Annotated in this window: 10 protein-coding genes; 5 read left to right on the forward strand and 5 right to left on the reverse strand. The window is 38.5% G+C overall.

The features are described from left to right. The gene (locus DBO93_RS00205) at positions 1-1,254 is read left to right on the forward strand and encodes a DEAD/DEAH box helicase (RefSeq protein WP_108454528.1); all 1,254 of its coding nucleotides are present in this window, start codon (positions 1-3) and stop codon (positions 1,252-1,254) included. 63 nt (positions 1,255-1,317) lie between these two features. Here the strand turns inward: DBO93_RS00205 and DBO93_RS00210 are convergent, their stop codons facing one another. From DBO93_RS00210 to DBO93_RS00225, 4 genes are all read right to left on the reverse strand, one after another. Continuing rightward, a complete protein-coding gene (locus DBO93_RS00210; protein ID WP_108454529.1) occupies positions 1,318-1,965 on the reverse strand; it encodes a thiol:disulfide interchange protein DsbA/DsbL in 648 nt (215 codons plus the stop codon). A gap of 301 nt (positions 1,966-2,266) precedes the next feature. Continuing rightward, positions 2,267-3,394, reverse strand: a complete 1,128-nt coding sequence (locus tag DBO93_RS00215) for an alpha/beta hydrolase (RefSeq protein ID WP_108454530.1) — start codon at positions 3,392-3,394, stop codon at positions 2,267-2,269. Positions 3,395-3,470: 76 nt separating this feature from the next. After that, positions 3,471-3,908 (reverse strand): hypothetical protein, encoded by a 438-nt coding sequence (locus tag DBO93_RS00220; RefSeq protein ID WP_108454531.1) that lies wholly within the window; start codon positions 3,906-3,908, stop codon positions 3,471-3,473. Positions 3,909-3,978: 70 nt separating this feature from the next. Further along, positions 3,979-4,185, reverse strand: coding sequence for a cysteine-rich CWC family protein (locus tag DBO93_RS00225; RefSeq protein ID WP_108454532.1), 207 nt, complete (start codon positions 4,183-4,185; stop codon positions 3,979-3,981). A 174-nt stretch (positions 4,186-4,359) separates the two neighbouring features. On the opposite strand from DBO93_RS00225, the gene DBO93_RS00230 reads away from it, so the two are divergent. Then, a complete protein-coding gene (locus DBO93_RS00230) occupies positions 4,360-6,315 on the forward strand; it encodes a DNA topoisomerase III (protein ID WP_108454533.1) in 1,956 nt (651 codons plus the stop codon). Between the two features lie 28 nt (positions 6,316-6,343). Here the strand turns inward: DBO93_RS00230 and DBO93_RS00235 are convergent, their stop codons facing one another. Then, complete coding sequence (locus DBO93_RS00235; protein ID WP_108454534.1) at positions 6,344-7,228, reverse strand: LysR family transcriptional regulator; 885 nt, start codon at positions 7,226-7,228, stop codon at positions 6,344-6,346. Between the two features lie 122 nt (positions 7,229-7,350). Between DBO93_RS00235 and DBO93_RS00240 the strand changes: the two genes are divergently transcribed. The 3 genes from DBO93_RS00240 to DBO93_RS00250 all read left to right on the forward strand — a co-directional run bounded on the left by DBO93_RS00240 (position 7,351) and on the right by DBO93_RS00250 (position 13,205). After that, the gene (locus DBO93_RS00240; protein ID WP_108454535.1) at positions 7,351-8,001 is read left to right on the forward strand and encodes a peroxiredoxin-like family protein; all 651 of its coding nucleotides are present in this window, start codon (positions 7,351-7,353) and stop codon (positions 7,999-8,001) included. Further along, a complete protein-coding gene (locus tag DBO93_RS00245; protein ID WP_108454536.1) occupies positions 8,001-8,762 on the forward strand; it encodes a haloacid dehalogenase type II in 762 nt (253 codons plus the stop codon). The genes DBO93_RS00240 and DBO93_RS00245 overlap by 1 nt, the downstream gene beginning before the upstream one ends. 420 nt (positions 8,763-9,182) lie before the next feature. Continuing rightward, positions 9,183-13,205, forward strand: a complete 4,023-nt coding sequence (locus tag DBO93_RS00250) for an ExeM/NucH family extracellular endonuclease (RefSeq protein ID WP_162533683.1) — start codon at positions 9,183-9,185, stop codon at positions 13,203-13,205. Positions 13,206-13,216: the final 11 nt, after the last annotated feature.

The following is a 13,216-nucleotide window of genomic DNA, read 5'->3' on the forward strand; positions in this document are numbered from 1 at the left end:
ATGAGTTTTACGTCCCTAGCATTAGATAAATCACTTACTGACGCTGTAAAAGCTTTAGGCTATGACCAACCAACCCCTATCCAGCAGCAAGCCATACCCGCTATTTTAGCGAATAAAGATATTATGGCAGGGGCACAAACTGGCACAGGAAAAACAGCGGCTTTTGCACTCCCTATTCTTCAGCGTTTGAGTGCAAATATACCTGCCCAAAGACCGATAAGAGCACTGGTATTAACCCCTACCCGTGAATTAGCACAACAAGTGTATAAAAGCTTTGTAAGCTATGCTGAAAATACTGAGCTTAATATTGCCGTTGCTTATGGTGGCGTAAGTATTAAGCCACAAATTGAAGCGATAGAAAAAGGCGCAGATGTTTTAATTGCTACGCCAGGTCGATTGTTAGACCATATAATTAATGGCAGCGTGTTATTAATTCATCTTGAAACTATTGTCTTTGATGAAGCTGATCGTATGTTAGATATGGGCTTTAAAGATGAAATAGACCGTATTCTAAATCGTTTACCGCCAAAGCGTCAGACATTACTGTTCTCGGCCACTTTCGATGATGCCATTTTTAAATTAAGTAAAACTTTACTTAATGATCCTGAGCTTATTGAAGTCAGTGAACGTAATACGGCAGCTTCACAAGTAGAACAAATTGTTTATACCGTTGATAGTGATCGTAAACGTGAGTTAACCTCATTTTTAATTGGTTCTAAAAATTGGCAACAAGTCCTTATATTTACGCGTACGAAACAAGGCGCTGATGATCTAGCAAAAGAAATGTCTAAGGATGGTATTAAAACCCAATCCATTCATGGTGATAAATCTCAAGGCGCTCGTGATAAAGCATTAGCAGATTTTAAAGCAGGTAAAACTCGTGCTCTAATTGCTACTGATGTTGCAGCAAGAGGAATAGACATTAATGATTTACGTTACGTCATTAACTATGAGCTACCTTATATTGCTGAAGACTATATTCACCGCATTGGTCGTACAGGCCGTGCAGGTAATGACGGTTTAGCCATTTCGTTAATGAGCCCGTCAGAAGCTTGGTTGTTAGAAGCCGTTGAAAAGGTATTAGACACACGCCTAATGCAACAATGGCTACCCGGTTATGAACCAGACCTAACCAAAAAAGACTTACCAGCACGTAAAAATACGCTGGGTCAGCAAAAAAAACACGGTAGGCAAAAAGCCTTTGGCGATAAAAATAAAGCAAAGACTAATGCTAGTAAGTCGCGCCGTCGCTGATAAGTAAGACAATATTTAGACGTTAAGCCGAATTAAAACATTCGGCTTTTTTATGCCTAAAATTTAAAGGGTAAATAAATAGGCGATTAATGCATTATATTCAGCAAAGAAGTTATTGCGATCTAACGATTTACTATCAATCATATATTTACCGTTTACCACCATGGTTGGCACACTGGTAAGTTGACTGTTTTTCGAGAGATTGTCTTGTATTTTCTTCTCTTTTTTTGCTTGACCGATCACCGAAAAGCTCTTCATACCTTGATCGAATTTCTTACCATTACCGCCAATTGAAACAAAAATATCATGTATATCTTTTTGATTTGAAATAATTTCTCTATCGGTTTGTAAGTACTTAAAAACAGCTGCAGTAAACTCATTATTTATATTCAATTTTTCAGCAACGATAAGCGCTTTACCCAGCATAAATTGTATTTCTGGGGATGTGTGCCCCATAAAATCTACATGTACTTTATTAAACTTAGCCTTTTCAGGTATCACTTTTTTAAAACCCTCAAGGTAAGGTTCATAAGCACGACAAGATGGACAGTAATAGGAAAAATATTCAGTTAACTCAGGTGTCGAGGTTTTCTTTTCAGCGACCACAGTATAATGCTTGCCTGCTTCAAATTTTGCTGAAAAGCTAGGGTAGCTTGCTATAAGTAGAAGGGTTGCGGCCAATGTACTGATAATTTTTAATACTCTAGTCATATTTATCCTTAACAATTATATTGAGCAAATGCGATGACGGTTATTTGTTAACGCGTTATTCGGCCAGCCAAGCCAGCCCAAAGTTTATATACTAGTGTGTAGACAAAGCCTATAAGGTAATGTTCATTAGAAAATGTAAAAAGAAGTGTCAAAAGTAAGCAAGTATAGGTTTTCAGGAGAAAAGTGTTGAGCAGTTAAAATCAGTTTATTGGTAATTTATTAAGATAAACTAAGCAGTACTCATAAACCCGCTTAGCTTTTAAAACTTACATAATAGCTGTAACCATTAAAGTAATACTATTTAGGTTAATCGCCATACTTGTGCCGATTTACACTGTCTATTTCGGGTACTATCTTCGTAAGGAATGCCGTCAATACTCTGCCTAATATCTTCGTTAACCGTGGCCCATAAATAATAGCTATGCTCAGTTATACCGCCAACAATTTTAGAACAGTTTACTTGGCTGACTTTGTTGTGTAACTGCATAGGTCTAGCCGTACCGTTATGTCCTAGTCTATCTGTATTACCTTTGGTGTAATCAGAAATATACATCGCTAAATCACCATTGTTGTAATAAACCGTGACTTGCTTTGCTAGCCTATGCAAATTAACCATCGGGCGATCTTCTTCGAAAATATTATCGTCAACATCAGGTGCACACATAAAGATATGCTGAAACAATTGCGGAAAGTGTTTGTGGTTGTTGAGTTTATCTAATGACACTAAAGCATGCTGTAAAACATAATTACCCATTGAGTGGCAAAGTAAATGCAATTGTTGACCACATTCTTCAATCAAAGGGTCTTTATGAGTGGGTCTGAGAGTCATCAGGAAATCGCGTAATTTAAGAAACCCACGTGCTACTGCGATACTTGAGTCCCTTGCATCGTTACGATCAGATAAGTAAGCTTTATTTTTCATCATTGCGCCATTTGAAGGCCAAGAAAACAAAAACACACTGGTATCTTTTTGCTCGTCGTCGTCATGAGAATGGCGATTTAGCATTAATTCTAGGGCTAAAGCTGAAGAGACCGCTTCAAACCAATCTACATTAAAACCATGGATAAAAACGACGAGATCTTTTTTCGATTCCATTTGTTTTTTGAGTGCTTGAAAAGCTTTGATAGAGGGTAATGGTGAATTTTTTGTACCCTTAAGGTCTTCGGGTTCTTCAAATGCAGATATAAGGTGTTTCTTACGCAGTTTTTTCTCAATATAACCCGCTAAGCTTTCACCATCCCCGGTGCGATTATCAACACTATCATTCAGGTGTTCTTTTACTTTATTAGCACTAACATCAACACTAACGTGCCCAAAGCGTAGATTGTTAGCCCGATCAGCACTAAAATCTTGTCCGTAACTATCGGGAGACCAGCGATCACCAAGGTGGTTTCTGTTTGTAGCATAATATAATGTTAATGTGAGCATACTATCATCCAGCAACAATAAATTTAATTACAATAATTGTAGCTAAAATATTGCCGCTAACAAGTGAACTAATGGGTTATCTTAATTTTATGCGCTGAACAATTTTCTGCAATAGGTTGGCTTGGCCTAACTTGAGCGCCGCGTCATTATAACTACTGTTGAGTATTTTTATACGCATAGAATAAGTTGCTCCATGCCCCCAGGGCCACCAGATAACGGCTAACGCAGGAAAATCTTCAGTAGCAGGCTTGGTAAAAATCATCTGTTCTTTATTTAGGTTAGCTAATTCACCCAGTTCATATTTAAGTGATTTTGGCGCTTTTTTAATGTTTTTTTTATGCCATTCATCATTAAATATACGACGTAAAGTAGTTAAAATTCGCTCTTTCTTTTCCCATGAAAACTCGGTCAGTAATACTGACTGCTGCTCTTCAAAGCGCCAAGTAAGTTCATCGCCTAATGGTGTAGTAATAGAGCTAAATATAGTGTCTTGTTTTTTATTATTATATGACACAAAACCCCCTTGTTATTGATTAAATTAAATAATTTCTTTAAAAAAGATACTAACACGTTATTGTTAATCGTTAAGACTTATCGACAATGTTGTCGAAGTTAAACTTATCAATACACTTTTTACAAATGCACGATTTACCCAATAATGTTTGTGGTACTTCACTCAGTAATTCCGGTTTAACTTCACTTTTTGTGCACCAACAGGGAGTATCAGCATTTACGGCACAAAAATTACTTTGTTGGCATAAAGGGCATCGATTTGTATCAAGGCTTGGCATTATGGGCTCTTTTGATGTTATTTTTATAAATAAGGAAAGTAGCATAACTTAACTAACAGGAGAATATTTAGCTATAATATCTGAGTTACTTTAATTTACTGTATAAATAAACAGTTTAAGGTGCTAGGCTAATAAAAGGTTTATCCGTTACCACTCTTTAAACAAGTATACACTTTGAAATTATATATCGCTGAAAAGCCAAGTTTAGGTCGAGCTATAGCTGCTGCTCTTCCTAAACCTCAAAAAAATCATCAAGGCTATATCGCGCTTGCTAATGGCGATGTAGTGAGTTGGTGTATTGGCCATATTCTTGAACAAGCAAATCCTGAAAACTACGATCCAGCGTTTAAAAAATGGCAAATGGCGCACTTGCCTATAGTGCCTGAGCAATGGCAACTTAAGCCAAAAACACAAACCCGTGCACAGCTCACGGTTTTAAGAAAACTCGTTAAACAGGCTGACGCAATAATACATGCTGGTGACCCTGACCGAGAAGGCCAGCTATTGGTTGATGAAGTCATCGATTTTCTAAAAGTACCGGCACAGAAAAAGCAGAATATTCAACGATTATTGATCAGCGATTTAAACTTACCTGCTGTAAAAAGATCGCTCGCTAACTTACAAAGCAATCAACTTTATATGCCATTATCTATTTCTGCCTTAGCACGTTCTCGGGCTGATTGGCTATATGGCATAAACTTAACTCGGGCTTATACCTTACAAGGGCAAAAAGCTGGCTTTAATAGCGTATTATCTGTGGGCAGGGTGCAAACGCCGCTGCTAGGTTTAGTGGTTAGACGCCAACAAGAAATAGACAACTTTATTGCGAAAAACTTTTATGATGTACACGCACACTTACAAACTGGTAGTCAGGCAAAGTTTATTGCAAAGTGGCAACCCAGTGACGCTTGTCAGCCTTATATGGATGAAGAAGGGCGCGTACTCAATAAAGCTTTAGCGGAAAACGTGGTCAGCCGCATTAATAATCAAACTGCGGTAGTGAGTGAGGTTGACGAACAACAGAAAAAACAGGCTGCGCCGTTGCCTTATAATTTATCGTCTTTACAGATTGATGCAGCCAAAATATATTCATTAAACGCGAAACTGGTACTCGATGTTTGTCAGGCCTTGTATGAAAAGCACAAGTTGATCACATACCCTCGCTCAGATTGTCGCTATTTGCCGAAAGAACATCATGCTCAAGCTAAAGGCATTATAGCCATGTTAGCTAACGCCGCTGAAACCTATGCCAAGTTTGCACAAGGCGCTGATAGTTCGTTAAAAAGTAAAGCATGGAATAACGCCAAAGTTACAGCGCATCATGCCATTATACCAACTGAAAAATCTGCAAATAAATTAACCTTGAACCCGTTTGAAAAGAAAATTTATTTTCTTATTGTAAGGCAATATTTGGCACAGTTTTATCCTGTCTATCAATATAACCAGTCTCGAATTAGCGTGTTAATTGCCGGGGGTAAATTCAGTGCTAATGCTAAAACGCCTATAGCTCAAGGCTGGAAAGTTCTATTTCAGCGCACGAAAAGTAAATCTAATAAAGTCGATCAAAGTGATGAAAATACTGAATGCCAGCTAACACATCAATCATTGCCTAAGCTGGTAAAGGGCGAGCAACTACAATGTCTTCATGGTGAATTAATCAGTCGAATGACACAAGCACCTAAACAATTTACTGATGCTAGCCTATTAAGTGCCATGACAGGTATCGCTCGTTATGTCAGCGACAATACAATCAAAAAAATGTTACGTGAAACCGATGGTTTAGGTACTGAAGCAACACGTGCAGGCATTATTGATTTGTTATTTAAACGTGGTTATTTAGAGCGTAAAGGCAAGAATATTCATGCAACGGCTATTGGAGTATCCTTAATTAATGCACTGCCTATGGCTGCAACATTACCCGATATGACCGCACATTGGGAGGCAACACTCACCAACATCAGTGAGAAAAAAAGTCGCTATGAAGATTTAATCAGCCCGTTAACGTTAACGATAGCCGAGATGATTAAGCAGTCGGAACAGCAATCTTTTGCACAGTTGCCCAAAGTGGCTTTTAAGCGAAAATCAAAAGCTAAAAAGTCTAGTACTTGGAAAAAAAAGCCGGTTAATTAATATTACAGAAATAGCTAACATTTGTTGATTAGCAATCAATAAATAGCGACTTCATAAAATCGTAAAATACGTCAGTTTTTCGGGTTGTTAAACTGTTTTGTGGTCGTAGAAACCAAACTGGCGCATCACTTTTCGCCATTACTTCAGGCATAACCTCAACTAAAGCACCGTTATTTAACTCATCTTTAATCGCAATTTTCGATTTTATCGTAATACCGTGTCCTGCAATGGCTGCTTGGGTCATATTGTCAGAGTTTGAAATAGTAAAACGTGTTGGCGCATTAAAACTTTGTATTTTACCTTGCTCATCAAATAATTTTAATTGCCTTTGCCACGGTAAGCATACCCAATTATGCTGACTTAATTGCGTTAAATTATTTGGCATACCGTATTTTTCTATATAGCTTGGCGCTGCACACAGTATACGAGTGTTATTAACTAACTTGCGCGAGAGTAAGCCTGAATCATTTAATTGTCCAACTCTTATCGCCACGTCTTGAGCGTCATCAACAACATTTACAAAGTGATCTGTGATTAAAAAATCAAGTTTAAGCTCAGGATAAGTATCTTCAAACTGGGTCAGTGTTGGCATAACGTATTTGGAAAACACCCAAGGTGGCATCGTGACCCTCAATAAGCCACTAACACTTGAGCTTCGCGCACCAATACTATGCTCAGCATCACGCAAGGCCTCAATAATAGCACCAACACGTTTGTAAAAAATTTCACCCGCTGGCGATAAGCGCACTCTGCGACTATCTCTAAATACTAGAACGGTTGATAGCTCGCGTTCTAATTTACTTAATCGATGACTAACTGTCGCCGGCGATAAACGCTGTTCTCGTGCTGCTGCCAAAACACCTTTATTTTCTACTACAGCAATAAAGGTTTCTAAATCGCTTATGTTGTACATATTAACGCCATGATGTGCTTTTTAATGTTTAATATTTTCGAATGAAGCTTTCAGTTTTGCAATGTTTATTTAAATAACTAAAACATTATAATAGTGAAAAAGTTATATCACACAGGTCTATCATGAGTTTAAAAGCACAAATCGACGCCTATAACGTGCAAAAAGAGGCTAACTTACCTGCAGAAGTTTTAGCGTTAATGAATACCACCAATGAAGAACTTATCGCTCAACATATTAGAGATAATGCTTTGCAGGTTGGTCAAAAAGTTAAAAACTTTAGCTTATTGAATCATCGTGGCGAAAGTACAGAATTAGCGACACTATTAACACAAGGTCCGGTTATAGTGAGCTTTTATCGAGGAGCTTGGTGCCCATATTGTAATTTAGAGCTAAAAGCATTGAATGATTATTTACCGAAATTTAAAGCAAAAAATACTCAGTTAATCGCTATTTCACCGCAACTACCGGATGAAACATTATCAACCGCTCAAAAAAATGCCCTTGAATTTGATGTGTTGTCAGATGTTAGCAATACCGTCGCTAGCCAATTTGGCCTTTTATTTACATTAGATGAGCGTATTCAAAAGCTATACACCGGTTTTGGTATTGATTTCGAACATTACTATGGTGATAAAAGCTTTAAATTACCGTTACCGGCAACCTATGTTATTAATCAAAACGGTATCATTACTTACGCATTTATCAGCGAAGATTACACTTTACGTGCAGAACCCGAACATGTCCTAGCGGCTTTACAACTGGAAAATATTTAATGTTATTTTTACAATCAATTAAAACACTTACGCTTTCAATATTATTAGGCGCAAGCCTTTTATCAGGAGTCACTATGGCTAATGAAATACAAAACAAACCTAAAGTACTTATTTTTGATGTTAACGAAACATTACTTGATTTAACGTCTATGCGAACCTCTATCGGCAAAGCCCTTGGTGGGCGCGAAGACTTATTGCCATTGTGGTTTTCTACCATGTTGCATCACTCACTAGTTTCTACTGTGATGAACGATTATCACGATTTTGGTCAGATTGGCGTGGCTTCATTATTAATGGTGGCACAAAACAACAATATTGAAATCACGCCTGAGCAAGCAAAAACGGCGATTGTAACGCCACTGCTAACTTTACCGCCGCATAGCGATGTAAAAGCAGGCTTAGCGAAACTTAAAGCCCAAGGTTATAAGTTAGTTAGCCTGACTAACTCTTCAAATAAAGGTGTAAAAGCACAGTTTGAAAGTGCAGGTTTAACGTCTTATTTTGACGAGCGATACAGCATTGAAGATATAAAAATTTATAAGCCAGATTTACGTGCTTATGAGTGGGTATTGAAAAAGCTAGATGTAAAACCTGCAGAAGCCATGATGATAGCCGCTCATGGTTGGGATGTTGCTGGCGCGAAAGAAGCTGGTTTGCAAACAACATTTATTGCTCGCCCAGGTAAAGCACTTTATCCATTAGCGAAAAAGCCTGATCACGTGGTGAAAGACTTAGCTGAATTGGTTACGTTGTTGAAATAATAGCGATATTTACAACCAGTACAATAACGGTTAATAACACTGTAATTAACCGTTTTATTTTTTAACCCTGCGATTTTAGTCCCCCCCTCATTTCATATCTCTTATCGTTGTTAGTTATAAGCATAAATATGAAAAAACCTGCTATTTTCTATCTCTTTGAATAAACAAAAAGTAAATAATATTTAAATTATATCAACATTTTATAATTATTTAGAGGTAATACTCTAATGTTACCTCCACTATTGTTAAAATAATTATCGAGCTAACTTACTGTTAGTAATAAAAAATTTTGAGAATCTTTTACTTACCAAGTGGTCAATGATTAAAAAACCTTCATTTTGTTGTAACAATAATTTAACATTCATTAGGCAGGATAAGGTCAGGTGATTTTGAATAATAATAATATTAGGAGAATGTGTGGTGGCTATTTTTTTACCAAAAAAGCTCAACAGCGTTAGGTCAAGCTTCGCTAGTTCAATGGTTTTTACTATTTTTACCGGGAGTGTATTAGCTTCAACTTTGGTTAACGCAGAGGAAATATGGAGTGAAAACTTCGACGCTGCAGCTATTAATGGAAAAGGAGCAGTTTTCGACCAAATTGATTTAACGAATGTAACCAAATGGTCAATTGATGTAAGTGCAGCGAAACTAACCGCTACATCAGATTGGTTTAAAGTTAATAATGGAAAGTTTGAAGGCAGAGATTTAGATGGCGCAGCGATGTGGTTGTCTGAAGCTATCGATATTAGTAGCTTTTCTGATGTTAGCTTGTCGGTAAATGCCGCAGAAAATGGTAACCACGAAGGGACAGATTTCCTAGATGTTGCTTATGCTATTGACGGTGGAGCATTTGTTACTGTAGAGAATTGGCAAGGTAAGGGCAGTGCTTCAAATACCTTAATTGATGATTTTACCAGTGAAACAGTGACAGCTGCAATTGCCGCAGGCAACTCGTTAGTTATCCGCATTAGCATGAAAAACAATGCGAGTTCTGAATACATTACTTTTGATAACGTGATGGTTTCGGGTAACAGCGGTACAGTTGAACCGCCAATTGACCCACCTATTGATCCGCCTATTGAACCACCAGTTCCAGATACTATTACAAACGCATGTTTTAATTGCCCTGATTTAAGTAAAGTGGCATCAGTAAGTGATTTTGACGACGCTATTTACTATGCCGATGTACACGCATTGCAAGCTAATCAAGCATCAGCAACAGATTTTCGCAATGCAATTAATGGTGCTATTACCCTAAACCATAACGTACTGAGTTACTCAGAAGTTTGGACTGCACTTACGCAAACTGACGAAGATCCGCTGAACAGCGATAATGTTATTCTATTATACCGAGGCCTTTCATTAGCTAAATTCTCAAACGGTAGTGGCTCACAATCTTCTAATCCAGATAACTGGAATCGCGAGCATGTTTGGGCAAAAAGTCATGGCTTCCCAAGTTCAAGTGCCTCAGCGTATACCGATATTCATCATTTAAGACCTACCGATATTTCAGTTAATTCATCGCGTGGTAATTTAGATTTTGATTACAGCGACAATGCCTTATCAGAAGCGCCGCAAAATCGCGTAGATGGTAATTCATTTGAGCCGCGCGATGTCGTAAAAGGTGATGTTGCTCGTATGACTTTCTATATGGATGTACGCTATGAGGGTGCTGATCCACAAACACCTGATTTAACCTTAGTTGATATGTTAACCAGCACAGGTCAGCCTCGCTTAGGTAAATTATGTGCCTTACTTGCTTGGCATGTTGCCGATCCGGTTGACAGTTACGAGCAAGAACGTAACAACCGTATTTATGAATTCCAAGGTAACCGTAATCCGTTTATTGATCACCCTGAATGGGTAACACAAGTATTTACAAATGCCTGTGATGGAACAACACCGGTAGATCCTATTGACCCTACTCCGGTAGACCCCGTAGACCCAGACCCTGTTGATCCGGTAGACCCTACACCGCCATCTAGCAGTTCAGCTTTGTTTATTTCTGAGTATGTTGAAGGCAGTAGCTACAATAAAGCGGTTGAAATATTTAACCCAACCAATACCAGCGTTTCATTAACTGGCTACCAACTTAAACTTTATGCTAACGGCAATACTGAACCAACAGTAACGACTGATCTATCGGGTGTAGTATTAGCCAAAGACGTTGTTGTACTTGGTTCAACACAAATAACAGCAGACAGCGCCTTAAAACCTCTAGTTGATATCGCTGTAAGTGCCGTTAACTTTAATGGCGATGACTATTTTGAGCTAGTAAAAGATGGTGAACTCGTTGACTCTTTCGGCGTTAAAGGCGAAAGAACAAGTTGGGCGTCTAATACTACCTTGGTTAGAAAGTCTTCAGTTGCCAGCGGCGATAAAAATGTTAGCGATGCTTTCGTTGTTGCCAATGAATGGGATAGCTATCCGTCAAACACTTTTAGCTTTTTAGGCTCGCATAGCTTCGATGGCACAGTGGTTGATCCAGGCCCAGGACCTGATCCAGAGCCAGAAGAACCATCGTTAATCGGTATGTGTGGTGACAGTGCTGAACTTATCAGCGCAATTCAAGGCAACGGTGATGCTTCTCCTATGGTAGAACAAAACAAAGTTGTTGAAGGTGTTGTAACTTCAGTTGTTGATAGTTTATCTGGCTTTTTTGTCCAAGAAGAAGCGCAAGATAATGATGCCGACCCAGCAACTTCAGAAGCACTTTTTGTTTATTTAAATGGTCAAGGCCAAGCGCCAACTTTAGGCTCGCAAGTACGTGTTAAAGGCGACGTTAAAGAGTTTTATAATCGTACACAGTTAACGCTTAGTGAAAGTGTTGTTGAGTGTGGAGCAGGCGATACTATCGCAGCAACGAATATAATGATGCCGGTTGATAGTTTAAATACTTGGGAAGCGTTAGAAGGGATGAAAGTCAGTTTTGAGCAAAAGCTACATGTCACCGACACTTTTAGTTTAGCAAAATATGGCCAACTGAGCTTATCAAAAGGTCGCTTACTGATCCCAACTAATATATATCAACCTAACTCAAGTCAGGCGCTAGCATTAGCCGAGAGAAATACGCGAAATGTTATTGTGCTTGATGATCAAAATAATAGTCAAAACCCTGAATTTGTACCTTTTCCAAACTCTGGTTTAAGTTACAACAATGGCGTTCGCTTAGGCGATGCGGTTGATAATATTACCGGTATTTTAGATTATAGTTTCAATGAATATCGTGTTCTACCAACTCAAGAACCTACATTCCTTGGAAATAACCAGCGTTTAGCATCTCCAACTATTGGTTCTACAAGTGAAGTTAAAGTTGCAAGCTTTAATGTGCTGAATTACTTTAATGGTGACGGCCAAGGTGGCGGCTTCCCAACGGCACGTGGCGCTGACAACCTTGAAGAGTTTACCCGCCAAAGTGACAAAATAGTTGATGCTTTAGCTGAAATTAATGCTGATGTTGTTGGTTTAATGGAAATAGAAAATGATGGCTTTGACGAGTTATCTGCTATTGCCGACTTAACCGATAAACTCAATAGCGTTGTAGGTGCTAATACTTATCAATATATTAGCATTGATGCCACAGAACTAGGTACTGATGCTATTACCGTTGGTTTACTTTATAAGCCTGGCACGGTAGCACTTGCTGGTAATGCGGTAACAACAAACGAAGCACCATTTGATTTTGGCAATCGCCAACCGTTAGTGCAATCGTTTACCTCTAACACTAGCGGTGAAGCATTTACTGTTGCTGTAAATCATTTTAAATCAAAAGGGAGTTGTGGCAGTGCTTCAGGTGCAAATGCTGATCAAAATGACGGACAAGCCTGTTGGAATGAACTAAGAACCCAAGCGGCAAACAAACTTGTATCTTGGTTAGCTTCAAAGCCAACGCAATCAGATACCGATAATATTTTGATTATTGGTGACCTCAATGCATACGGCATGGAAGATCCAATTCGCGCAATTACAGCCAGTGGTTATCACAATCTTATTGCTGAAAAAGTGGGGTTAAGTGCATATTCTTATGCCTTTGGTGGTGAAAGTGGTTACTTAGATCATGCCTTAGCATCAAGCACTTTAACGGCTTTTGTTGACTCGGTTGATGAGTGGCATATTAACGCTGATGAACCTGTTGCGTTTGATTACAACGTTGAAAATAAATCTGTAGGTCAGTTAGTTTCATATTATGGCAGTGATGCCTATCGTGCATCTGACCATGATCCAGTGATTGTCTCATTCACCTTTAATACACCTGAAGTGTTAATTGGTGATTTTGACAACGATGCGGATATTGATATTGCTGATATTAGAACCTTTATCGGCAAGTTAAGAGCAGGTGAAAGTTTCGATTTAAGTTACGACTTAAATAACGATGGTCAAGTCAATACGCTCGATGTACGAACTCTTATGCAAAACTGTACTCGTAGTCGCTGTGCGATGTAGTAGCAGTTGCT

The sequence above is a fragment of the Colwellia sp. Arc7-D genome (assembly GCF_003061515.1).
Taxonomy (GTDB): Bacteria; Pseudomonadota; Gammaproteobacteria; order Enterobacterales; family Alteromonadaceae; genus Cognaticolwellia.

Excerpts from the sequence above, each read along its gene's own strand:
- DBO93_RS00205 (WP_108454528.1), top strand. The coding sequence starts at position 1 with ATGAGTTTTACGTCCCTAGCATTAGATAAATCACTTACTGACGCTGTA.
- DBO93_RS00210 (WP_108454529.1), bottom strand. The coding sequence starts at position 1,965 with ATGACTAGAGTATTAAAAATTATCAGTACATTGGCCGCAACCCTTCTA.
- DBO93_RS00215 (WP_108454530.1), bottom strand. The coding sequence starts at position 3,394 with ATGCTCACATTAACATTATATTATGCTACAAACAGAAACCACCTTGGT.
- DBO93_RS00225 (WP_108454532.1), bottom strand. The coding sequence starts at position 4,185 with ATGCCAAGCCTTGATACAAATCGATGCCCTTTATGCCAACAAAGTAAT.
- DBO93_RS00235 (WP_108454534.1), bottom strand. The coding sequence starts at position 7,228 with ATGTACAACATAAGCGATTTAGAAACCTTTATTGCTGTAGTAGAAAAT.
- DBO93_RS00240 (WP_108454535.1), top strand. The coding sequence starts at position 7,351 with ATGAGTTTAAAAGCACAAATCGACGCCTATAACGTGCAAAAAGAGGCT.
- DBO93_RS00245 (WP_108454536.1), top strand. The coding sequence starts at position 8,001 with ATGTTATTTTTACAATCAATTAAAACACTTACGCTTTCAATATTATTA.